Source organism: Saccharopolyspora cebuensis, assembly GCF_039542665.1.
Lineage (GTDB): Bacteria > Actinomycetota > Actinomycetes > Mycobacteriales > Pseudonocardiaceae > Saccharopolyspora > Saccharopolyspora cebuensis.
Genome location: NZ_BAABII010000001.1, coordinates 228,713 through 251,891, shown reverse-complemented (window position 1 = coordinate 251,891; position 23,179 = coordinate 228,713). Strand labels below are relative to the sequence as shown.

The 23,179-nt window shown below is 73.1% G+C and carries 23 protein-coding genes; all 23 read left to right on the top strand.

Features of this window, described 5'->3' with window-relative positions; all coding sequences use genetic code 11:
- Positions 1–126 precede the first annotated feature (126 nt).
- Positions 127–1,635: a signal recognition particle-docking protein FtsY gene (gene ftsY / locus ABD976_RS01165; RefSeq protein ID WP_345355622.1), complete on the top strand. Its 1,509-nt coding sequence runs from the start codon at positions 127–129 to the stop codon at positions 1,633–1,635.
- Between the two features lie 139 nt (positions 1,636–1,774).
- Complete coding sequence (locus ABD976_RS01160; RefSeq protein ID WP_345355619.1) at positions 1,775–2,974, top strand: CynX/NimT family MFS transporter; 1,200 nt, start codon at positions 1,775–1,777, stop codon at positions 2,972–2,974.
- 104 nt (positions 2,975–3,078) lie between these two features.
- On the top strand, positions 3,079–4,407 hold the full coding sequence (locus ABD976_RS01155) for an ammonium transporter (protein ID WP_345355616.1): 1,329 nt from the start codon (positions 3,079–3,081) through the stop codon (positions 4,405–4,407).
- Complete coding sequence (locus tag ABD976_RS01150) at positions 4,404–4,742, top strand: P-II family nitrogen regulator (protein ID WP_345355614.1); 339 nt, start codon at positions 4,404–4,406, stop codon at positions 4,740–4,742. The genes ABD976_RS01155 and ABD976_RS01150 overlap by 4 nt, the downstream gene beginning before the upstream one ends.
- A gap of 445 nt (positions 4,743–5,187) precedes the next feature.
- Entirely contained in the window at positions 5,188–5,721 is a 534-nt protein-coding gene (locus ABD976_RS01145) for an AAA family ATPase (RefSeq protein WP_345355612.1), read from the top strand.
- Between the two features lie 297 nt (positions 5,722–6,018).
- A complete protein-coding gene (locus ABD976_RS01140; protein ID WP_345355609.1) occupies positions 6,019–7,743 on the top strand; it encodes a DEAD/DEAH box helicase in 1,725 nt (574 codons plus the stop codon).
- Positions 7,744–7,866: 123 nt separating this feature from the next.
- Positions 7,867–9,417: a signal recognition particle protein gene (gene ffh, locus ABD976_RS01135; RefSeq protein WP_345355606.1), complete on the top strand. Its 1,551-nt coding sequence runs from the start codon at positions 7,867–7,869 to the stop codon at positions 9,415–9,417.
- A complete protein-coding gene (locus ABD976_RS01130) occupies positions 9,414–10,487 on the top strand; it encodes an amidohydrolase family protein (protein WP_345355603.1) in 1,074 nt (357 codons plus the stop codon). Before ffh ends, ABD976_RS01130 begins: the two co-directional genes overlap by 4 nt.
- 53 nt (positions 10,488–10,540) lie before the next feature.
- Positions 10,541–11,365, top strand: a complete 825-nt coding sequence (locus ABD976_RS01125) for a CPBP family intramembrane glutamic endopeptidase (protein WP_369775495.1) — start codon at positions 10,541–10,543, stop codon at positions 11,363–11,365.
- Between the two features lie 125 nt (positions 11,366–11,490).
- Positions 11,491–12,201, top strand: a complete 711-nt coding sequence (locus ABD976_RS01120; protein ID WP_345355600.1) for a CPBP family glutamic-type intramembrane protease — start codon at positions 11,491–11,493, stop codon at positions 12,199–12,201.
- 179 nt (positions 12,202–12,380) lie between these two features.
- Positions 12,381–12,824 carry a 30S ribosomal protein S16 gene (rpsP, locus tag ABD976_RS01115; RefSeq protein ID WP_345355597.1) on the top strand — a complete coding sequence of 148 codons (444 nt, stop codon included), beginning with the start codon at positions 12,381–12,383 and terminating at the stop codon, positions 12,822–12,824.
- Complete coding sequence (locus tag ABD976_RS01110; protein WP_344134710.1) at positions 12,821–13,060, top strand: RNA-binding protein; 240 nt, start codon at positions 12,821–12,823, stop codon at positions 13,058–13,060. Before rpsP ends, ABD976_RS01110 begins: the two co-directional genes overlap by 4 nt.
- A 131-nt stretch (positions 13,061–13,191) precedes the next feature.
- Positions 13,192–13,725, top strand: a complete 534-nt coding sequence (gene rimM, locus ABD976_RS01105) for a ribosome maturation factor RimM (RefSeq protein ID WP_345355594.1) — start codon at positions 13,192–13,194, stop codon at positions 13,723–13,725.
- 15 nt (positions 13,726–13,740) lie between these two features.
- Entirely contained in the window at positions 13,741–14,526 is a 786-nt protein-coding gene (trmD, locus tag ABD976_RS01100; RefSeq protein ID WP_345355591.1) for a tRNA (guanosine(37)-N1)-methyltransferase TrmD, read from the top strand.
- A 191-nt stretch (positions 14,527–14,717) separates the two neighbouring features.
- Entirely contained in the window at positions 14,718–15,074 is a 357-nt protein-coding gene (gene rplS, locus ABD976_RS01095; RefSeq protein WP_345355588.1) for a 50S ribosomal protein L19, read from the top strand.
- A gap of 233 nt (positions 15,075–15,307) precedes the next feature.
- Positions 15,308–16,249, top strand: coding sequence for a signal peptidase I (gene lepB / locus ABD976_RS01090; RefSeq protein ID WP_345355584.1), 942 nt, complete (start codon positions 15,308–15,310; stop codon positions 16,247–16,249).
- 35 nt (positions 16,250–16,284) lie between these two features.
- Positions 16,285–17,001, top strand: a complete 717-nt coding sequence (locus tag ABD976_RS01085; RefSeq protein WP_345355581.1) for a ribonuclease HII — start codon at positions 16,285–16,287, stop codon at positions 16,999–17,001.
- A 33-nt stretch (positions 17,002–17,034) separates the two neighbouring features.
- On the top strand, positions 17,035–17,358 hold the full coding sequence (locus tag ABD976_RS01080; protein ID WP_345355578.1) for a DUF2469 domain-containing protein: 324 nt from the start codon (positions 17,035–17,037) through the stop codon (positions 17,356–17,358).
- A gap of 313 nt (positions 17,359–17,671) precedes the next feature.
- Positions 17,672–18,055 (top strand): YraN family protein, encoded by a 384-nt coding sequence (locus tag ABD976_RS01075; protein WP_345355682.1) that lies wholly within the window; start codon positions 17,672–17,674, stop codon positions 18,053–18,055.
- Positions 18,056–19,576 carry a YifB family Mg chelatase-like AAA ATPase gene (locus ABD976_RS01070; protein WP_345355575.1) on the top strand — a complete coding sequence of 507 codons (1,521 nt, stop codon included), beginning with the start codon at positions 18,056–18,058 and terminating at the stop codon, positions 19,574–19,576.
- 173 nt (positions 19,577–19,749) lie between these two features.
- Positions 19,750–20,892, top strand: coding sequence for a DNA-processing protein DprA (gene dprA, locus ABD976_RS01065; RefSeq protein ID WP_345355572.1), 1,143 nt, complete (start codon positions 19,750–19,752; stop codon positions 20,890–20,892).
- A 316-nt stretch (positions 20,893–21,208) separates the two neighbouring features.
- Complete coding sequence (locus tag ABD976_RS01060) at positions 21,209–22,195, top strand: tyrosine recombinase XerC (RefSeq protein ID WP_345355569.1); 987 nt, start codon at positions 21,209–21,211, stop codon at positions 22,193–22,195.
- Complete coding sequence (locus ABD976_RS01055; RefSeq protein WP_345355566.1) at positions 22,170–23,159, top strand: FliA/WhiG family RNA polymerase sigma factor; 990 nt, start codon at positions 22,170–22,172, stop codon at positions 23,157–23,159. The genes ABD976_RS01060 and ABD976_RS01055 overlap by 26 nt, the downstream gene beginning before the upstream one ends.
- Positions 23,160–23,179: the final 20 nt, after the last annotated feature.

The window sequence follows — 23,179 nt, the reverse complement described above, 5'->3', positions numbered from 1 at the left end:
TGTAGTCCACAGCCCGGGTGAATGGCAAGCGTCCGCCGGGGCGGGATGGTGAATCGATCACCGCGCGGGGGGGAACCGGCCGGGGCGCGTTCCGGCGGCGCGCCGCACGGGTGCGAGGATGGCGCGGTGACCACCTCCAACGTGATTCTGATCGTCGTCGTGGCGCTGGTGGTGCTGGCGATCGCCGTCGTCGCCGGCATCGCGCTGCGTCGCAAGCGCCGGATCAGCCTGGGCGAACAGGACGAGACCGCGAGCGGTTCGGAGGCCGTCAAGGACGGCGGCTACCGGGCGGGCGGTGGCATCAGCCTGTCCAGCGGTGGGGCCGGTACCGCCGCCCCGGAGCACCCCGCGGGGGACCGCACCGAGGTGGAGGGCCAGCCCGGGATCGGGGACGACGCGGCCGTGCCGCGGGACAGCGCGCGGCGCGACATCGTCGACGTGCCGCTGCCGGACCAGGGCACCGCCGAAGCCCCGCCGTCGGCCACCGCGCCGGAAGCCCCGGCCGAACCCGAGGCACCGGCCGAACCCGAGACGCCGGAGCCCCGCGCACCGGAGCGCCCCGCCGAACCGGAAGCACCCGCGGAACCGGAAGCACCGGCGCGCCCCGAGGTCCCGGCCGCGCCGACCGCCCCGCCGCAGGAGCGGGTCGAGCCGGTTCCGGAGCCCGAACCGGCGGTCGCCGAGGAGATCGAGGAGATCGAGCCGACCACCGGGCGGCTGGAGCGGCTGCGCGGCAGGCTGTCGCGCTCCCGCTCGTCGCTGGGGCAGGGCCTGCTCGGCCTGCTCGGTGCGGGCGACCTCGACGAGGACTCCTGGGAGGAGGTCGAGGACACCCTCCTGCTCGCCGACCTCGGCGCGGCGACGACCACCGAGGTGATCGAACGGCTGCGCGGCGAGCTGGCCTCCCGCGCGGTGCGCACGCCCGAGCAGGCGCGCGCGCTGCTGCACGAGGTGCTGGTCGACGCGCTGGGCCCGGACATGCCGCGCTCGGTGCAGGCGCTGCCGCACGGCGACCCCGCCGAGGGCGGGAAACCGGCCGTGGTGCTGGTGGTGGGCGTCAACGGCACCGGCAAGACCACGACCACCGGCAAGCTGGCCCGGGTGCTGGTCGCCGACGGCCGGAAGGTGCTGCTCGGCGCCGCCGACACCTTCCGCGCCGCCGCCGTGGAGCAGCTCGCGACCTGGGGCGGCCGGGTCGGCGCCGAGGTCGTCAAGGGCAAGGAGGGCGCCGATCCGGCGAGCGTGGCGTTCGAGTCGGTCAGCCGGGGTTCGGACACCGCGGTGGACGCCGTGCTGGTCGACACCGCGGGGCGGCTGCACACCAAGACCGGCCTGATGGACGAGCTGGGCAAGGTCAAGCGCGTCGTCGAGAAGAAGGCCCAGGTCGACGAGGTGCTGCTGGTGCTGGACGCGACCACCGGCCAGAACGGGCTCACCCAGGCCCGGGTGTTCTCCGACGTCGTCGACGTCACCGGCATCGTGCTGACCAAGCTCGACGGCACGGCCAAGGGCGGCATCGTCTTCCAGGTGCAGCGCGAGCTCGGCGTCCCGGTCAAGCTGGTCGGGCTCGGCGAGGGCCCGGATGACCTGGCGCCCTTCGAACCGCACGCCTTCGTCGACGCCCTCCTGCGCTGAGGCGAACCGGGTGCGGGGCACCTTCATCCGACTAAGCCGGATGAAGGTGCCCCGCACCCAGTTCCCGATGGGGGAGGTTGTCCGGGCGGTGCGCGCTGCTTAGGGTCTGCTGCGGCCCGCCGGGTCGGGAGGAGGCGCCGTGAGCACCGGAGTCCGGGGCACCGCGAGCACGACCGCCGTCGCCACGATCGTGCTGATCGTGCTGACGGCGCTGGCGCTGCGCACGCCGTTCACCGCCGTCGCGCCGCTGCTGGAGGGCATCCAGCGCGACCTCGGGGTGTCCACCACCTTCGGCGGGGTGCTCACCACGCTGCCGGTCGTGTGCCTCGGCGTGTTCGCCTTCGTCGCGCCCCGGCTGCGGCAGCGCTTCGGCGACGAGCGGGTGCTGCTGGGCTGCCTGGTGGTGCTGCTCGTCGGCAACTCGGTCCGCGCGCTCGGCCCGGCGTGGACGCTGCTGGCGGGCACGGTCGTCGTCGGCGCGGGCATCGCGGTCGCCAACGTGGCGGTGCCCGGCCTGATCAAGCGGGACTTCGCGGAGCGGGTGCCGGTGCTCACCGCGGTGCACACGGTGTGCATGACGCTCGGCGGCGCGCTGGCGGCGAGCCTGGTGGTGCCGGTGGGACGCGCCCTGGACTCGGCCTGGCGGCTCCCGCTGGGCCTGGTCGCGGTGCCGGTGCTGGTGGCGCTGCTGATCGGCGCTGCGGTGCCGCGCGCCGCCGCGGCACCGGCGACCGGGTCCGCGGTGCTGTGGCGGGTGCCGCTGGCCTGGCAGGTCACCGCGTTCATGGGCACCCAGTCGTCGATGGCCTACGTGGTGTTCGGCTGGCTGCCGACGATGGTGCAGGCGCGCGGGCTGAGCCCGGCGGCGGCCGGGTTCGCGCTGGGCGTGCAGGCCGCGGTGCAGGCGGTCGGTTCGCTCGCGGTGCCGCTGCTGTGCCGCCGGTTCCGCGATCAGCGGGGGATCGCGGTGGCGCTGGCCGCCCTGATCGCGCTCGGCTTCGCCGGGGTGCTGCTGGCCCCGGCGCCCGGCGGGGTGTGGACGGCGGTGGTGCTGCTCGGGGTGGCCCAGGGCGCGGCCTTCGGCCTCGCGGTGACGCTGTTCGGACTGCGCTCGCCGGACAGCAGCACCACGGCCGCGCTGTCCGGGATGGCGCAGGGCGCCGGGTACCTGCTCGCGGCGGCGGGTCCGCTGCTCATCGGCCTGCTGCGCGACCTCACCGGCGGCTGGACGGCTCCGCTGGTGCTGCTGCTGGGGATCTGCGCCGCGATGGCCGTCGCCGGGCTGCTGGCCGGGCGCCCGGTCCAGCTCGACCGGTCGGCCCGCGACGCGAGCGCGTAACACGACGCGCGGCCGAGTTCACCACGCCGAAACAGCGGATCGCACCGGCGGAAACAGGCGCCGCCCACACTCCGGCGCAACGAGGTCCGCACGGGGGAGGCAAGGTGAATTCAGGCGACACGGCATGGGTGCTCACGAGCGCGGCGCTGGTGCTGCTCATGACGCCCGGACTGGCGTTCTTCTACGGGGGCATGGTGCGCTCCCGAGGCGTGCTGAACATGCTCATGATGAGCCTGGGCAGCATCGGGGTGGTCGGCGTGCTCTGGGTGCTGTTCGGCTACTCGGCGGCGTTCGGCACCGATCTCGGCGGGCTCGGCCTGCTGGGCAACCCGGCCGAGTTCTTCGGCATGAGCGGGCTCCTGGGCGAGGACCGGCTCTCGGACGGCATCCCGACGATCGCGTTCGCCGGTTTCCAGGCGATGTTCGCGATCCTGACCGTGGCGCTGATCTCCGGCGCCATCGCCGACCGGGCGCGCTTCGGCCCGTGGCTGCTGTTCGCCGGGCTGTGGGCGGTCGTCGTCTACTTCCCGGTCGCGCACTGGGTCTTCGCGTTCGACTCGACCGACGAGGCGGGCGGCGTCACCGCGGTCGGCGGCTGGATCGCCAACCGGCTGGCCGCGATCGACTTCGCCGGCGGGACCGCGGTGCACATCAACGCCGGAGCCGCCGCGCTGGCCCTGGCCCTGGTGCTGGGGCGGCGTTCGAGCTGGCCGAAGGACCCGGGCAAGCCGCACAACCTGCCGCTGGTGGTGCTCGGCGCCGGGCTGCTGTGGTTCGGCTGGTTCGGCTTCAACGGCGGTTCGGCGCTGGCCGCGGACACCACGGCCGCCGTCGTGCTGGTCAACACCCTGGTGGCGACCAGCGCCGCGATGCTCGGCTGGCTGCTCGTCGAGCGGTTCCGGGACGGGCACGCGACCACCCTGGGCGCGGTGTCGGGCATCGTGGCCGGCCTGGTGGCGATCACCCCGGCCTGCTCGTCGGTGACGCCGCTGGGCGCCATCGCGATCGGCGCGATCACCGGTGCGGTGTGCGCGCTGGCGGTGAGCCTCAAGTTCCGGTTCCGCTACGACGACTCGCTGGACGTCGTCGGCGTCCACCTGGTCGGCGGTCTGGTCGGCACCCTGCTCGTCGGGTTCTTCGCCTCGTCGTCGGCCCCGGCGGGCGTCGACGGGCTGTTCTACGGCGGCGGGCTCGACCAGTTGTGGCGGCAGGCGGTCGGTGCGATCGCCGTGCTGGTCTACTCCTTCGTGCTGAGCCTGCTGCTGGCGCTGCTGGTCAAGGCCGTCGTCGGGTTCCGGGCCACCGAGGAGGCCGAGGCGATCGGCATCGACGAGACCGAGCACGCCGAGTCCGCCTACCACCTCGCCGGTGGTGGCCGCGGCACCGCGACGACCGACGAGGCGCAGCGCAGGCTGGAGGGCAGCCGGGCATGAAGCTGGTGACGGCGATCGTTCAACCGTCCACGGTGGACGATCTGAAGGAAGCGCTGGGCGCGCTCGGCGTGCTGGGCATGACGATCAGCCAGGCCCAGGGGTACGGCAGGCAGAAGGGCCACCGCGAGGTGTACCGGGGCGCGCGGTACGCGGTGGACTTCATCGAGAAGCTGCGGGTGGAGGTGCTCGTCGACGACGCCGCCGCCGACGAGGTGGTGGACGGCATCGTCCGCGCCGTGCGCACCGGCAAGGTCGGCGACGGCAAGGTCTGGGTCACCCCCGTCGAGTCGGTGACCCGGGTCCGCACCGGGGAGACCGGGGTGGCGGCGATCTGAGAGCTCGCTCGGCGAACTCGCCGGGGTGGGGCGCGAATCGGGCGGTTCGCGCCCCACCGGTGCGTTTCGGCGCTCCCGCCGGAATTGCGTAGCACTACGCAGGCCCACTCAGGTGTCCTCACGGTCTCGCCGCGCCTCCGGAGACGGCAGACTTCTCCTCGCGACGCGGTGGTCAGGGGGAAACACCGGTGCAGGGGGAAACCCCGCCCGTTCTGGGGGTCGGGCGGGGGGTGCGCCGGGGCCACCGCATCGCACGGGGGGACCGAGGAGGGGGAGGTGCTCCGCCGGGCACCTGGGAGGTGGCTCGTCCGAGGACGGGCCACCTCTTGGGCCCGCGCGGTGCCGTGGCGCACAGCCCGGACGATCAAGATCGTCCGTCGCGTAATCTGGCCGGGTCGTGGTCACATCGGACAAGCCCCCCAGTGGTCGGCCGCCCTCGTTGCGCGTGGACCGTCGTTCGCTCGTGGTGCTCGCGGGGCTGCCCGGGGCGGGCAAGAGCACCGCGCTCGGCAAGCTGGGCGGTGACGTCTCCCGCGTGGTCGTGCTCGACTCCGAGCAGGTCCGGGCGGTGCTGCGGGGGCGGCTGCCGGATTCGCTGGAGTACCGCTACTACCGGCCGCTGGTGCACCTGCTGCACCGCGCCCGCATCCTCTGGTACTGCGTCGCGGCCCGAGGTCCGGTGCTGGCCCACGAGCCCGCCACCCGCGCCTCCACCCGGCTGATGCTGCTGCTGTTCGCCGCGCTCAGCGGGCGGCGCGCGGTGCTGCTGTGGTTGCACGCCGACGCGGGCGAGGCGCTGGCCGGGCAGCGGGCCCGGGGCAGGCTGATCCGCTCCCGCTCGTTCCGGCGGCACATCGCCCGGGCCGGCCGGATGCACGTGCGGCTGGTCGGCGGCGCGGTCCCGGCCGGGTGGTCGGCGGTCGCGGTGCTCACCCGCGGCCAGGTGGCGGACGGGCTGCGCTTGGAGGTGCGCGGGTGATGTGCGTCCCGTTGTCCGGGTCGGCTCGCGGGTGGTGGATCGCCGTCGGCTAGGCTGGACCGGCATCGCGGGCGTTCCGCGGTGCCAGGCTGAGATCATCGAGCTGCGAGTGACTGGCAACGGGTGTGCGTCCAGGTGAGCGCGGTTCGACCAAGCGCAAGCGGCGCCTGCCCCACGGCTTGTTCTGCCGACCAACTCGACTGCCGCCGACCACCCGGGCCCCGGGCGAGGCAGTGCTGGGCCGTGACGCGTTTTCATCAGCCCCACGCCGACCCCTTGAGGAGACCCGCGTCCAGCATGTCGACCTTCGACGAACTCGACCTCGATGCCCGCGTCCGCCAGGTGCTGAGCGAGATCGGGTACGAGACCCCGTCGCCCATCCAGGCGCAGACCATCCCGCCGCTGCTGGAGGGCCGCGACGTGCTCGGCCTCGCGCAGACCGGCACGGGCAAGACCGCCGCCTTCGCGCTGCCCATCCTCTCCAAGCTCGACCTCGACACCGCCAGCCCGCAGGCGCTGGTGCTGGCGCCCACCCGTGAGCTGGCCATCCAGGTCTCCGAGGCGTTCGAGCGCTACTCCAAGCACCTGCCGGGCCTCAACGTGCTGCCCATCTACGGCGGTACCAGCTACACCCCGCAGCTCGCCGGGCTGCGGCGCGGCGCGCAGGTCGTCGTCGGCACCCCGGGCCGGCTGATCGACCACCTCAACAAGGGCTCCCTCAAGCTCACCGACCTCAAGCACGTGGTGCTCGACGAGGCCGACGAGATGCTGCGGATGGGCTTCGTCGAGGACGTCGAGACGATCCTGCAGTCGGTGCCGGAGACCCGCCAGGTGGCGCTGTTCTCGGCGACCATGCCCGCCGCCGTGCGCAAGATCAGCCAGTCCTACCTGCACGACCCGGTGGAGATCTCGGTCAAGACCAAGACCAGCACCGCCACCAACATCAACCAGCGGTACGTCCCGGTGCGCGGCTCGGACAAGCTCGACGCGCTGACCCGCATCCTCGAGGTCGAGCCGTACGACGCGATGATCGTGTTCGTCCGCACCAAGCAGCTCACCGAGGAGATCGCCGAGAAGCTCCAGGGCCGCGGCCTGAGCGCGGCGGCGATCAACGGCGACATCCCGCAGCCGGTGCGCGAGCGCACCATCGGGCAGCTCCGCGACGGGCGCACCGACATCCTGGTCGCCACCGACGTGGCCGCCCGCGGGCTCGACGTCGAGCGCATCTCGCACGTGCTCAACTACGACATCCCGCACGACACCGAGTCCTACGTGCACCGGGTCGGCCGCACCGGTCGCGCCGGGCGCAGCGGTGAGGCGATCCTGTTCGTCTCCCCGCGCGAGCGGCACCTGCTGCGCTCGATCGAGAAGGCGACCCGCCAGTCGATCGCCCAGATGGAGCTGCCCAGCGTGGCGGCGGTCAACGAGCGGCGGCTGGCCAAGTTCGCCCAGGGCATCACCGACGCGCTGGCCACCGGTGGCCTGGAGGTGTTCCAGGAGCTGGTGCGCGAGTACGAGCGCGAGCACGACGCCTCCGCGCTGGACATCGCCGCGGCGCTGGCCAGCATGGCGCAGGGCGACCGGCCGCTGCTGATGCAGGAGGCGCCGGTGGACCGGGAGGGGCCGAAGTTCGAGCCCGGCAGCCAGGACACCGAGACCTACCGGGTCGAGGTGGGCCGCCGCAACCGGGTGACCCCGCGCGCGCTGGTCGGGGCGCTGGCCAACGAGGGCGGCCTGGCGACCAAGCACATCGGGCACATCGACATCCGGGCCGAGCACACCCTGATCGAGCTGCCCGCGGACCTGCCCGAGGACCTGCTCACCCGGCTGCGCAAGACCCAGGTGGCCGGGCGCGGGCTGCGGATCAGCAGGGCCGACGGCGAGGTCATCACCCGCCGTCCGCGCCGGCAGGGCGGTCCCCGGGACTCCAAGCCCAAGACGCACCGCAAGGGCCAGCGCTCGCCGCAGTCGAGCGCGCGCGTCGGCTCGGGCAAGCGGCGCGGCGACTACTCGATGAACTGATCGCCGTCGACGCGGGGTTGCGCCATTCCGGTGCGGCGCGACCCCGCGTCCTCGACCGGGTGCGCGGGTGGCCGGTTACCCTCGCATAGGTACTCAGGTACACCACTCGACTCTGGAGCCCGTGTGTTCGACACCCTCTCCGACCGGCTCACGTCGGTCCTGACGAATCTGCGCGGCAAGGGGCGGCTCTCCGACGCCGACATCGACGCGACCGCGCGCGAGATCCGCATCGCCCTGCTGGAAGCGGACGTGGCCCTGCCGGTGGTGCGCAGCTTCATCCAGGGTGTCAAGGAGCGGGCCAAGGGCGCCGAGGTCTCGCAGGCCCTCAACCCCGCCCAGCAGGTCATCAAGATCGTCAACGAGGAGCTCGTCGGCATCCTCGGCGGGGAGACGCGGCGGCTCGACCTGGCCAAGACCCCGCCCACCGTCATCATGCTCGCCGGTCTGCAGGGCTCCGGTAAGACCACGCTGGCGGGCAAGCTGGCCAAGTACCTCGCCGGTCAGGGGCACACCCCGCTGCTGGTGGCCTGCGACCTCCAGCGGCCGAACGCGGTGAACCAGCTCCAGGTGGTCGGCGAGCGCGCCGAGGTGCCGGTGTTCGCGCCGGAACCGGGCAACGGCGTGGGCGACCCGGTGGAGGTGTCCCGCCGCAGCATCGAGGAAGCCCGCCGCAGCCAGCACGACATGGTCATCGTCGACACCGCCGGACGGCTGGGCATCGACGAGGAGATGATGCGGCAGGCCGCCGACATCCGGGATGCGGTCAAGCCCGACGAGGTGCTGTTCGTGCTCGACGCGATGGTCGGGCAGGACGCGGTGAACACCGCCGAGGCGTTCCGCGACGGCGTCGGCTTCACCGGTGTGGTGCTCACCAAGCTCGACGGCGACGCCCGCGGTGGTGCCGCGCTGTCGGTGCGCGAGGTGACCGGCCAGCCGATCATGTTCGCCTCCAACGGCGAGAAGCTGGAGGACTTCGACGTCTTCCACCCGGACCGGATGGCCAGCCGGATCCTGGGCATGGGCGACATGCTCACCCTGATCGAGCAGGCCGAGCAGGCCTTCGACGCCGACCAGGCCGAGCAGGCCGCCGCCAAGCTGGGCAGCGGGCAGCTCACCCTGGAGGACTTCCTGGAGCAGATGCAGGCGGTCCGGCGGATGGGTCCGCTGCAGAACCTGCTCGGGATGCTGCCCGGCGCGGGCCAGATGAAGGACCAGCTCGCCAACTTCGACGAGAAGCAGCTCGACCGGGTCCAGGCCATCATCCGGGGCATGACGCCCGCCGAGCGGGCCGACCCGAAGATCATCAACGCCTCCCGCAGGCAGCGCATCGCGCGCGGCTCCGGGGTGACCGTCAGCGACATCAACGACCTGGTCAGCCGGTTCTTCGAAGCCCGCAAGATGATGCAGCAGATGGCCGGGCAGTTCGGCGGCTTCGGCGGCGGTGGCGGCGGCAAGTCCAAGAAGGGCAAGAAGGGGAAGAAGGGCAAGAAGGGCAAGGGCCCGACGCCCCCGAAGGGCGTGCGCGGCGGGATGCCCGGCGGCTTCCCCGGCCTGCCCCCGGGGTCGATGCCCGGCGCCGGTGCCGGCCCCGACCTGTCGAAGCTGGAGGGCGGCATGAACGAGCTGCCGCCCGGGTTCGACCCGTCCAAGCTCAACTTCGGCAAGAAGAAGTGACCTCGCTGCACCTGCGCGGTGCGGTGCTGCCCGGCGGCGAGCGCCGCGACCTGTGGATCCGGGACGGCCGGATCAGCACCGAGCCGGTGCCGGGCGCCCGCACCGTGTTCGACGGCGGGTACGTGCTGCCCGGGCTGGTCGACGCGCACTGCCACGTCGGCATCGGCGCCGACGGCCCGACCGGGCTGGAGGAGGCCGCCGAGCAGGCGGAGACCGACCGCGACGCCGGGACGCTGCTGATCCGCGACTGCGGCGCGCCGCTGGACACCCGGCCGTTGCAGGAGCGCGCCGACCTGCCCAGGATCATCCGGGCGGGACGGCACCTCGCCCGGCCGAAGCGCTACATCCCGCGCCTGGCCGAGGACCTGGAGGACGAGTCCCAGCTCCCCGCCGCGGTGGCCGAGCAGGCCGCCGCCGGGGACGGCTGGGTCAAGCTCGTCGGCGACTGGATCGACCGCTCGGCGGGTGACCTGGCGCCGCTGTGGAGCCGCGGGGTGCTCGTCGAGGCGATCGAGGCGGCGCACCGCGCCGGCGCCCGGGTCACCGCGCACGTCTTCGGCGAGGACGCGCTGCCGGACCTGATCGAGGCGGGCATCGACTGCATCGAGCACGGCACCGGCCTCACCGACGAGACCGTCGAGCTGATGGTGCGGCACGGCACCGCGCTGGTCCCGACGCTGATCAACGTGGAGAACTTCCCCGGCTTCGCCGCCGCGGCCACGAAGTACCCCGACTACGCCGCGCACATGACCCGGCTGCACGAGCGCTGCGACCGGACGGTGGCCGCCGCGGTCGAGGCGGGCGTGCCGGTGTACGCGGGCACCGACGCGGGCGGCGGCATCGAGCACGGCAGGCTGGCCGACGAGGTGCTGGCGCTGCACCGGATCGGGATGAGCCCGGAGCAGGCGATCGGGGCGGCCTCCTGGGCGGCCCGCGAGTGGCTCGGCTGGTCCGGCCTGGACCACGGCAGCCCGGCCGACCTGGTCTGCTACGACGACGATCCACGGCAGGACTTGCGCGCGCTGCGCCACCCCCGGCGGATCGTGCTGCGCGGCCGAGTGATCACCTGAGCCGCTCGGCGGAGGCGCACCCGGCATAATCGGGCACTGTCGAGGGGAGCAGCGTGGGCGAGTCCGACGAGCAGCAGTCCAGACCGCCGGGGGTCGGCCCGGTGCCGTTCCAGCCGATGCGCCCGGTCGAGGACACCACCGGGGACCTGCACCCGCGGTACTGGGAAGCCCAGCTGGAGGCCGCCCGCCGCGGTTCGCTGGCATGGGGCTTCGCCGCGTTCTTCCTCGGCTACGGCGGGTACTACCTGGTCGGCATGGTGATGTCGGCGTTCAGCCCGAACGAGGAGACCGGGTTCGACCCGACCGCGCCGCCGCAGACCGGACCGCTGCTGCTGCTCGCGTTCGCGCCGAACATCCTGCTCGGCCTGGTCCCGGCGGTGCTGTCCTGGTGGCGCGGGCGCGGCCTGCGCTCGGACTTCGGCATCCTGCCGCGGCGGCGGGACTGGAAGGTCGGCCTGGCCTGCGGCGGCGTGGCGCTGCTCGGGTCGCTGGTGCTGAGCCTGATCGTGATCAGCGTGTCCGGCCCGCCGCCGGAGAGCGACCTCACCCGGCTGATGCAGGGCGAGCGCACCGTGTGGCTGTTCCTGTTCGCGCTGTTCGCGTTCATCGGCGCGCCGCTGACCGAGGAGCTGCTGATGCGCGGGGCGCTGTGGGGCGCGCTGGAGCACTACAAGGTGCCGCGCTACGCGATCCTGCTGCTCACCGCGCTGATCTTCGCGTTGATCCACCAGGAGGCGTGGCGCACCCTGGTGCTGTTCTTCGGCGGTGTCGCGATGGGCGCCGCGCGGATGATCACCGGCCGGGTCTCGGCGAGCATGATCGCGCACGCGACGAACAACTTCCTCCCGGCGGTGCTGCTGTTCGCCACGGCGGGGTGACCCGCTGCGACCGGCGTCGCCGGAACGCTGGGCCATCAGCGGTAATCTGGCTGCTCCGCCGGTGTCCGCGCGACGGGCCGGCAGCCGCCGCGGGCGAACCCGGACCGGGGAGCAGGGAGGCGCACGTGAACGACCAGCCGGAGACCGCCGTCGACGCCCGCACGCACCGCTGGGGGATGGGTGCGTTCTTCGCCGCGCAGGCGGTGTTCGTGCTGGTCTCGGTGCTGCTCGCGGCCGCGCTGGGGAACTCGGGCGCCAGCGCCCTGGTGCTCATGCTGGTGCTGCCGACGATCTTCGCGGGCGCGGTGGCGGTGGTGATCACGCTGGTGCGGGGCAACGGTCCCCGGCTGGACTTCGGGTTGCAGTGGCGCTGGTCGGACGTCACCACCGGGCTGACCATCGGCGGCATCGGGATGATCAGCACGACGATCGCCACCGTGCTCTGGACCCGCTGGGGCCCGGAGGAGGCGGAGTCCACGGTCGGCGGGCTGCTCGACGAGGCGCAGTTGTCGCCCGCGCTGGCGGTGGTGATCTTCCTGCACGTGTGGCTGGTCGCGCCGCTGTGCGAGGAGATGGTCTTCCGGGGGCTGCTGTGGGGTGCGATGGAGCGCCTGCGGTGGAGCCGGCTCACCGCGTTCGTGCTGAGCACGGCGGTGTTCGCGATCAGCCACCTGGAGCCGGAGCGCACCGTGCTGCTGCTGGTCATCGCGATCCCGATCGGGGTGGCGCGGCTGGTCACCGGCAGGCTGACCGCCAGCGTGGTGGCGCACCAGGTGAACAACTTCATCCCGGCGCTCGGGTTGCTGCTGCTCTCGCTCGGCCTGCTGCCCGCGTAGCGGCCTCGGCCGGTCGTCCGGGGTCCCGGCCCATCTGGCACAATGGTCTGTCGGCTGCCGCGATCGGACCCTCTCACCGTCCGCGGCCGGTAGAACGTACGAGCGTTCCATCCGCTGTTCCCCACTCGGCGTGGATGCTCGCCCACACACGAACGAGAGTCTGAGGAGCACCACCACCCGTGGCTGTGAAGATCAAGCTGGCCCGGATCGGTAAGATCCGCGAGCCGCACTACCGCATCGTGGTCGCCGACGCCCGCACGCGCCGCAACGGCCGGGCCATCGAGACGATCGGTCAGTACCACCCCAAGGACGAGCCGAGCCGCATCATCGTGGACTCGGAGCGCGCGCAGTACTGGCTGGGCGTCGGCGCGCAGCCGACCGAGCCGGTGCGCAGCATCCTCGAGGTCACCGGTGACTGGCAGAAGTTCAAGGGCCTGCCGGGCGCCGAGGGCACGCTGAAGGTCGCGGAGCCCAAGCAGACCAAGCAGGAGCTGTTCGAGGCCGCGCTGGCCGCCGCCGAGTCGGAGCCGACCGTCGAGGCCGTCACCCCGAAGAAGAAGGGTGGCAAGAAGGCCGACGAGGCCAAGGCCGAGGAGCCGAAGTCCGAGGAAGGCCAGGCGTGACGGTCCTCGCGGACTCCCTCGAGCACCTGGTGCGGGGCATCGTCGACAACCCCGACGACGTGCGGGTGCAGCTCCTCACGACCCGCCGGGGCCGCACCCTTGAGGTTCACGTGAACCCCGACGACCTGGGCAAGGTCATCGGGCGCGGTGGGCGCACCGCCACGGCGCTGCGCACCGTGATGACCGGCATCGGTGGTCGCGGCATCCGCGTGGACGTGGTCGACACCGACCGCTGAGCCCGTTGCCGAACCGGGGCCACCGCCATCGCGCGGTGGCCCCGTTTCGCACTCGACGCCCGGTCCGGCGACCGGCGCACCGCACCGGGGCCGTCCTCGCGGAGAGCCCCCACCAGCGCAAGAAGGCGAGCATGAACCAGCAGGAAACCCTCGCGGTCGGGCGGGTGGTCAAACCCCACGGCGTGCAGGGCGAACTCGTCGTCGAGGTGCGCACCGACAGCCCCGAGCTGCGGTTCGTCCCCGGCGCGGTGCTCGGCGTGCGCCGCCGGGGCGGCGGCCGTCCCGGCGAGTCGCTCACCGTGGAGTCCACGCGCCCGCACGCGGGACGCCTGCTGCTGCGGGCCGAGGGCGTGGTCGGCCGGGAGGCCGCCGAGGACCTCCGCGGCGTGCTGCTCACCGTGGGCGTCGACGAGCTGGGGCCCACCGACGACCCCGAGGAGTTCCACGACCACCAGCTCGAAGGGCTGCGGGTGGTGGACACCGCCGGGCAGGAGCGGGGCGTGGTGCGCGAGGTGGTGCACACCCCGGCCGGCGAGCTGCTGGCGGTGCGCACCGACGGCGGCGAGGTGCTGGTGCCGTTCGTGCTGGACATCGTGCCCGAGGTCGACGTCGCCGCCGGTCGGCTGGTGGTGGACCCGCCGGAAGGGCTGTTCGACCCGAGCTGACCCGAACGGAGCACCATGCGCATCGACGTCATCACGATCTTCCCCGACTACCTCGCACCGCTGCGCGAGGCGCTGCTCGGCAAGGCCATCGACCGCGGCCGCATCCAGGTCGACGTGCACGACCTGCGCACCTGGACCCACGACGTGCACAAGGCGGTGGACGACAGCCCGTACGGCGGTGGCCCGGGGATGGTGATGAAGCCCCAGGTCTGGGGCGAGGCGCTGGACGCCGTCTGCGGCGACGAGGCGCCCCGGCTGGTGGTGCCGACCCCGGCGGGCCGCCCGTTCACCCAGCGCGACGCGGTCCGCTGGTCCGCCGAGCCGCGGCTGGTCTTCGCCTGCGGCCGCTACGAGGGCATCGACCAGCGGGTGATCGACGACGCCGCCGAGCGGATGCCCGTCGAGGAGGTCTCGCTCGGCGACTACGTGCTGGTGGGCGGCGAGGTCGCGGTGCTCACCATGGTCGAGGCGGTGGCCCGGCTGCTCCCGGGCGTGCTGGGCAACCCGCTGTCGGCGGAGCAGGACTCGTTCTCCGACGGCCTGCTGGAAGGCCCCTGCTACACCCGCCCGGAGGTGTGGCGCGGGCGTCCGGTGCCGGACGTGCTGCGCTCCGGCAACCACGCCGCGATCGACCGCTGGCGGCGCGACCGGGCGCTGGAGCGCACCTGGTACCGGCGCCCGGACCTGCTGGCCGCGCTGCCCGAGGGCACCCTGACCGCACGGGACCGGGAGCAGCTCGATAAGCTCGGGGGGTCGGAGCATTCCGACGAGTCCCGCGATGCCGGAGACGTGGCGCGCTGACCCCCGTGAGCGGGGTCGCTGTCGGTGCGGTGAAGCGGATCTGGCACACTGGGGAGGTTGTCGCAGCCGGACGGTGCTCCGGCGCGCCAAGACGAAGTTCACCCCGTGTCAAGCGGTGCCCCACCGAGCAGGCTGGGCCATCGGCATGTGAGAACACGGGTGCCATCGACACGGATGAGGACGGACCACCGATGAACACCCTGGACGCTCTGGACGCCCAGTCGCTGCGTTCCGACATCCCGGCCTTCCGGCCTGGCGACACGCTGAAGGTCCACGTCCGCGTCATCGAGGGTTCGCGCGAGCGGACCCAGGTCTTCCAGGGCGTGGTCATCCGCCGTCAGGGCGACGGTGTCCGGGAGACCTTCACCGTGCGCAAGATTTCCTTCGGTGTCGGCGTGGAGCGCACCTTCCCGGTGCACACCCCGAACATCGCCAAGATCGAGGTCGTGACGCGCGGCGACGTGCGACGGGCGAAGCTGTACTACCTGCGCGAGCTGCGCGGCAAGAAGGCGAAGATCAAGGAGAAGCGCGAGCCCGCCTCCTCCTGATCACCGCCGCAGCGGAACCGCTGAACGGCCCGGGTGCGCGCACCCGGGCCGTTTCGCATCTCGTTATCCCGTTCGGGTGAAGGGCATCCGGCCTGCGGAGGCGTTGACCACGCCGTCGGCCGTCCTCGGCGCGGGGGCGGCGGGGAAAACACCACGTCAGCGCGCGAGGACGGTCGCGGTCGCAGCTCGGGGCAGCGCGCGGGAGCCCGCCCGGGTTGAAGTAGCCTGGCCGGGTGGCCGACGTCATGCGCTCCACCGGACCAGAGGACGACCCCCAGGACGGGGGGCACCGCGACCGTGCCTCCGCCTCGTCGGAGGAGCGTGCCCGAACCGGCGAACCGCGGAGCGAGAAGAAGAGCAAGGGCAAGAAGAAGGGCTCGTTCTGGCGCGAGCTGCCGATCCTGATCGTCACCGCGCTGGTGCTGACGGTCCTGATCCAGGCGTTCGTGGCGCGGGTCTACGTCATCCCGTCGCAGTCGATGGAGCAGACCTTGCACGGCTGCCCCGGCTGCAACAACGACCGGGTGCTGGTGGACAAGATCTCCTACCGGTTCACCGATCCGGAGCCGGGCGACGTGGTGGTCTTCCGCGGCCCGCAGCCGTGGGTGCAGGACGGGTTCCGCAGCTCGGAACCCGCGAACCCGGTCGCCGGCTTCTTCCAGAACGTCTCCTCGCTGCTGGGCTTCGGTGCGCCGGACGAGAAGGACTTCGTCAAGCGGGTCATCGCGGTCGGCGGCCAGACCGTCGAGTGCTGCGATCAGCAGAACCGGGTCCTGGTCGACGGCGAGCCCCTCGACGAGCCCTACCTGTACTTCGAGCCGGGCAGCGGTGACGTCCAGAAGCCGTTCGAGCCGGTGACGGTCCCCGAGGGGCACCTGTGGGTGATGGGCGACAACCGGAACGACTCGGCGGATTCCCGGGTCCAGGGCGGCGGCGGTCCCCGGGGTGCGGTCCCGGTCGAGAACGTGATCGGCAAGGCGCAGGTCATCGTGCTGCCGCCGACCCGCTGGCAGAGCATCCCGGAGCCGAACCCGCAGGCCCTCGCGCTGGGGGCGCCCGGGTGGCAGTCCGGTCTGCCGCTGGGCGCCGGGTTCGCGGCCGCGTTCCCGGTCGTGCTCGCGGGACGTAAGCTGGTGGGTGTGGTGACCGAACGACGTGCTCGGGAGCGGCGCTGACAGTGGCGGCGAGGTCGCTCCGGCCGCCTCGGACGGTGATCCGGCGCAGCAGCGGCAACTGGGCGTTGCAGAGCGCGCTGGACCGGCGGGGGCTGGGACCGGTAGCGGGTGTGGACGAGGCCGGTCGCGGTGCGTGCGCCGGCCCGCTCGTGGTGGGCGCCTGCGCGCTCAAGGCCGGTGACGCCAAGCGCTTCGAGGGCCTGACCGACTCCAAGGTGCTCACCGAGGCCGAGCGCGAGCGCCTCTTCGACGTCATCACCCGCCGGGCGGTGAGCTGGTCGGTGGTGGTGATCGACGCCGAGGACGTGGACCGGCTCGGCGTCCACGTGGCGAACCTGGAGGGGATGCGCCGCGCGGTGGCGCGCCTGAGCGTCCACCCCGGGTACGTGCTGACCGACGGCTTCCGGGTCCACGGCCTGCCGTCGCCGAGCGTCGCGGTGGTCAAGGGCGACCTGGTCGCGGCCTGCGTGGCCGCGGCTTCGGTGCTGGCCAAGGTGACCAGGGACCGGATCATGACCTCGATGGCCGAGGACTTCCCGCAGTACGGCTTCGGCGAGCACAAGGGTTACAGCACGGTGGACCACGCCGCGCGCCTGGCCGAGCACGGCCCGTGCGCGGAGCACCGCTGGTCCTACGCGAACGTGGTCGGTGCGGCGCGGGCCCTCGGGTTGCGCTCGCCGCGGGCCGTGACCAGCAAGCCCGGTTTGTTCGATGCCACGACGGCGGAAGTGGTGGACAATGAGGAGTCGTAGTCCGAACGGCAACGCGGAAGGGCTCGCACAACGATGAGCGCCGAGGATCTCGAGAAGTACGAGACCGAGATGGAGCTGCAGCTCTACAAGGAGTACCGCGACATCGTCGGGCAGTTCACCTACGTCGTGGAGACCGAGCGGCGCTTCTACCTGGCCAACGCGGTGGACGTGCAGGTCCGCAACTCCGACGCGGAGGTCTACTTCGAGGTGGCGATGTCCGACGCGTGGGTGTGGGACATGTACCGGCCCGCGCGGTTCGTGAAGAACGTCCGGGTCATCACGTTCAAGGACGTCAACGTCGAGGAATTGGACAAACCGGAGCTCCGGCTGCCGGAGAACGGTCCGTTCGGCGGCTGATCGCGGAAGGCGCAGCCCGGGTGGTCGTGGACGACCCGGGCTGCGCTGCTTCTCGGGCTGCTTCTCGGGCGCTGATCTGTTCGCCGTCGTCGGAGGCGCAAAAAATCACCCGGCAGAATTGCCTATCAGAGTGATGTGATCCCTCGGCTGTGTGACCGAGTTGTCCACAGGGCGCCGAGTTGTCCACAGATTTCGGAATTGCCCCTTGGCGCGGTCGTTCGCCCTGGGCACGGTGGAGCCATCGATCGTTTTCGGCGTGGAGCGCCGAATGCGAATTCTCCGCTCATCCCCGGGAGGCAACGTGCGCCAGTTCATGGGTTCCCTTTCCGACGACGACACCAGGGGACGCAGGCACGCGCTCGGCGTCGAGTCCGAGAAGCTGGCTGCGCGGATGCTGGAGCAGACCGGCCTGACCGTGCTGGAGCGCAACTGGCGCTGCCCGCGAGGCGAGCTGGACATCGTGGCCACCGACGGCGACGTGGTGGTGTTCTGCGAGGTCAAGGCCCGCGCCGGGAACGACTACGGCGGCCCCCTCGCCGCGATGACCCCGCTCAAGATCACCCGGGTGCGCGATCTCGCCCGCACCTGGTTGCACGAACGCGGTCTCACCGGCAGACCGGTGCGCTTCGACGTCGTCGCGATCCTCTGGCCGCTGCACCAGCGGCCGAGCGCGCGGCACCTCCCGGGGGTGTTCTGAATGGCGCTCCGGAAGACGTGGGCGGTCGCGCTGTTCGGCTTGGACGGCGTGCTGGTGGAGATCGAGTCCGACGTGCGGGCGGGCGGGTTGCCCGCGCTGAACCTGCTCGGCCTGCCCGACACCGCGCTCCAAGAGGCGAAGAACCGGATCAAGGCGGCGGTCCAGAACTGCGGGGAGCAGTGGCCGGAGCGCTGCGTCACGCTCGCGCTCTCCCCGGCGTCGGTGCCCAAGACCGGTACGTCCTACGACCTGGCGCTGGCGTGCGCGGTGCTGGCCGGGGCGGAGCTGGTCCCACCGCACCGCCTGGAGGGGACCGTGCTGTTCGGGGAGCTGGCGCTGGACGGCCGCATCCGCCAGGTGCGCGGACTGCTGCCCGCGCTGCTCGCGGCGCGCGGGCAGGGGATGCGCCGCGCCGTCGTGCCCCGCGCGGGACTGGCCGAAGCCCACCTGGTCGCCGGTCTCGACGTGCTCGGCGCGGAGCACCTCCGGGAGGTGACGGCCTGGCTGCGCGAGCTCGACGACCTGCACCGGGAGCCGGTGCCGCGACCGGAACCGGAGCCGCGCGGGAACGCGCCCGACCTGGCCGACGTGCTCGGGCAACCCGAAGCGCGCTGGGCCCTGGAGGTCGCGGCCGCGGGCGGGCACCACTTGCTCATGGTCGGCCCACCGGGCACGGGCAAGACCATGCTGGCCCGGCGGCTGTGCGGCCTGCTGCCCGCGCTCACCGACCAGGAAGCGCTGGAGGTGACCGCGCTGCGCTCGGTGGCCGGGGAACTGCCGGAAGCCGCCTCCCTGGTCCGCGCCCCACCGTTCGTGGCGCCTCACGCGTCGCTGTCGGTGCCGGCGCTCGTCGGCGGTGGCACCGGATGGGCGCGGCCCGGCGCGGTCAGCCGGGCGCACCGCGGGGTCCTGCTGCTGGACGAGGCGTGCGAGCTCGGGCCGAAGCGCTTGGAGGCGCTGCGGACCGCGCTCGAGGAGGGCGAGGTCCGGTTGGCCCGCCGGGACGGAACGCTGCGCTACCCGTCGCGCTTCCAGCTCGTGCTGGCCACCAACCCCTGCCCCTGCGCCCCGGCCCGCGACATCGACTGCCAGTGCGCGCCGCAGGCCCGGCGCCGGTACCTGGGCAAGTTGTCCGGTCCGCTGCTGGACCGCGTCGACCTGCGGGTCCGGATGCGTCCGATCACGGCCATGAACGCGGTCGGCCTCGCCCCGCCGGAGTCCAGCGCGGTGGTGCGCACCCGGGTCGCCGAGGCGCGGGCCGCCGCGATCGACCGCTGGTCGCCGCACGGTTGGCAGAGCAACACCGATGTGCCGGGTCCGGTGCTGCGCCGGGAGTACGCGCTCCCACCGGCCACGACGGCGTTGCTCGACCGGGGGCTCGAGGTCGGCGCCATCACGGCACGAGGGGCGGACCGCTGCCTCCGGGTGGCGTGGACGCTCGCGGACCTGGACGGAGCCACCACCCCGACGAACGAGCACGTGGCCGCCGCGCTGGAGTTCCGGGACCGACGCGCGACCTGACCAGCGGGTGCGGCACCCGACAGCCACGGCAGCGGCAGCCACGACAGCGCGGCAGGCACGACAGCGGCAGGCACGTCACCGGAGGGACCCCCGGCACCGACAGCCACGCCAGCGCGGCAGGCACGACAGCGACAGCGTGGCCGCGAGGCCACCGGACGAGCGAGGAGAGCAGGATGAGCACCCGAACCGAACGCGAGGAACTGCTGGTCGCCCGGGCGTACCTCTCGGCCGTGGCGGAGCCGCCCGCCCCGGCGCTGACCGAGTTCGTCGCGGCGCGCGGGCCGCGACGCGCGGCCGAGGAGATCAAGCGCGGAGGCGTGCCGCCCCCGCTGGCCGATGTCGTCGAAGCGCGGCGGGAGCACGTCGACGGTGCGGCGCTGCTCGACGCGGGCCGTCGGGTCGGGGCGCGGCTGGTCGTCCCGGAGGACCCGGACTGGCCGGGCGAGTTGGCCGAGTGCCTCGTGGGGGCGCGAACGGTCGGCCTCGCCGGGATGGCCGAACCGGTCGCGCTCTGGGTGCGCGGCAGCGCGCCGCCCGACGTCGCGCTGGCGAACGCGGTCGCCGTGGTCGGAGCGCGGGCGGCCAGCGGCTACGGCGAGCACGTGGCCGCCGAACTCGCCCACGGCGTCGCCCGGAGCGGCTTCACCGTGGTCTCCGGCGCGGCGTACGGCATCGACGGGGCCGCCCACCGCGGCGCGCTGGCCGCGGGCGGCAGCACGGTGGCGTTCCTGGCCTGCGGGGTGGACGTGGACTACCCGGCAGGTCACGGCAGGTTGCTCAAGGTCATCGCCCAGCAGGGGCTCGTGGCGAGCGAACACCCGCCGGGCACGCCACCGCGCAAGCACCGCTTCCTGGTCCGCAACCGGTTGATCGCGGCCGCCGGGCAAGCGACGGTCGTGGTGGAGGCGGGCGCGCGCAGTGGCGCGGGCAACACCGCGCACACCGCGGACGCCCTCGGCAAACCGGTGCTGGCCGTTCCCGGGCCGGTCACGTCGAAGACCTCGGTGGGCTGCCACGACCTCGTGCGCACCGGTACCGCCGTGCTGGCGACCGGGGCGCACGACGTCCTCGAACTGCTCCAGCCGCTCGGGCAGGTCGACGCCGCGCCCGCGACCGACACCCGGCGGCGGACGGACGCACTGCACCCGCACGCGCGGCGGGTCCACGACGCGTTGAGCGGCTGCGATGGCAGCGGCGTCGACGCGCTGGCCCGGGAGTGCGGTCTGCCGTTGCGGACGGTGCGGGCGCTGCTGCCGGAGCTGGAGCTGTCCGGGCTCGCCGTGCGCACCGAAGCGGGGTGGTCCGCCACGACCTGAGCGAACAGAGCGCTGGAACCTCGCCGACGACCGCGCGAGCCGTTCCCGCGCGCGTCGGCGGGGGAGTCGATGGCCGGGGAGTTGATCACGAACAGTGATCTTCTCCGATGGGCGTGGCGGTCGGTGACGGATGGGCGGGGAGTGCGTCGAACGGGTGGTGTCGCAGATGGCGGCGTTGTGCGGGGCCTGGTCGGGTGAGTGCGCTCGGCCGGGCGCCGCCAGGCGGTGACGACTGTCCGTGACCGCGGGTCCGGAGTGATCAGCTTTTGGCGTGGCGATGCTTGACCGGCGCCGGTGCAGACGCGAGCGTCGGATCATGGATCGCACGCAATCGACCCGGAGCGCGCATCCCGGCAGACCCGATCTGCGCTCGGCGCGGGCGCGGCTGCCGGCGGAGTTCGGCGAGGCGGTCGACGCGTTCGAACGGCACCTCGCGTCGGAGCGCGGGGTGTCGGGGAACACCACCCGGGGCTACGTCGGTGACGTCGTCTCGCTGCTCGACCACGTCGCGGCCGTCTCGGGCGGGGACGCCGCCTTGACCGAGCTCGACCTGGCGGCGATGCGGGAATGGCTCGCCCGGCAGCACGCCGCCGGGGTGAGCCGGTCGACGCTGGCGCGGCGCACCGCATCGGCGCGGACGTTCACCGCGTGGGCCGTGCGCGCCGGGCGGCTCGCGACCGACCCGGGGGCCCGGCTGTCCGGGCAGGCCCGGCCGCGTGCGCTGCCCGCCGTGCTCCGGGCCGACCAGGCCGCCTCCGCGCTGCACGCGTCGGCGAGCGGGTCCGGGCAGGGCGATCCGGTCGCCCTGCGGGACCACGCCGTGCTCGAGGTGCTGTACGCCACCGGGGTGCGGGTCGGCGAGCTCTGCGGACTGGACCTCGACGACATCGACCGCGAGCGCCGGATGGTCCGGGTGATCGGCAAGGGCGACCGGGAGCGCGCCGTCCCGTTCGGCGTGCCCGCGGAGCAGGCACTCGACCGGTGGCTCGCGAACGGGCGACCCTCACTGGTGCGTCCGTCGTCCGGACCGGCGATCTTCCTCGGGGTCCGCGGCGGCCGCCTCGACCCCCGCGCGGTCCGCCGGATCGTGCACGACGCGGTCGGGACGGTGCCGGGTGCGCCGGACGTCGGCCCGCACGGGATGCGTCACTCGGCGGCCACCCACTTGCTCGAAGGCGGAGCCGACCTCCGTAGCGTTCAGGAGTTGCTCGGTCACGCTACGCTCGCAACGACGCAGCTCTACACCCACGTGACCGTCGAACGGCTGAAGGCGATCCATGACCGAACCCACCCCCGTTCCTGACCGCGCCGGGGGCGGCGCCGACACGGTGACCGCGAGTCCGACCTCGACTCGGACCTCTGCGAGGGTCACGACGCGGCCACCCCGGGAGCCCCAGGTGAAGGCCAACGGCCACCGCTTCTCCGAACGCCTGACCGAACGCGCCCTGTCATCGATCGCCTCGGCGGGCGATCCCGAACGGGGGAGCACGGGTGATCCGCGCAGCGGCGACGAGGTCGAAGCCGGCATCGTCGCGCTGTGGCAGGCCTTCGGCGACCACCGCGATCAGGACCGCCGCGACCGCCTCGTGCTGCACTACGCGCCGCTGGTCAAGTACGTCGCCGGCCGGGTCGGCACCGGCCTGCCCTCGCACGTCGAGGTCTCCGACCTGATCCAGTCCGGCATCTTCGGCCTCGTCGACGCGATCGAGAAGTTCGAGCCCGAGCGCGGGCTGAAGTTCGAGACCTACGCGATGCAGCGCATCCGGGGGGCCATCCTCGACGACCTCCGCGCGCAGGACTGGGTGCCCCGCTCGGTGCGCAGCCGGGCGCGGGACGTCGAACGCGCGCTGGAACGCCTCGAGGCCCGGTTGCAGCGCACCGCGACCGACGCCGAGCTCGCCGACGAGCTGGAACTGACCGTCGACGACCTGCGCGAACTGTTCGCGCAGCTCCAGATGACCAGCGTCATCGCGCTCGACGACCTGATCGGCGGCGGTCCGGCCACCGCTTCGCTCGCCGAGACGCTGCCCGACGACCGCGCGGAGGACCCGGTCGCCGCGCTGGTCGACCGGGACAGCCGCCGCCAGCTCGCCGAGGCCGTCGAACGGCTCAGCGAGCGCGACCGGGTGGTGGTGACCCTCTACTACTTCGAGAACCTCACCCTGGCCGAGATCGGCAAGGTGCTCGGGGTCACCGAGTCCCGGGTCTGCCAGCTCCACACCCGGGCGGTGCTGCGGCTGCGGACCAAGCTCACCGAGCCGTCCTGACTTCGCCCCGCCCGGGTGCG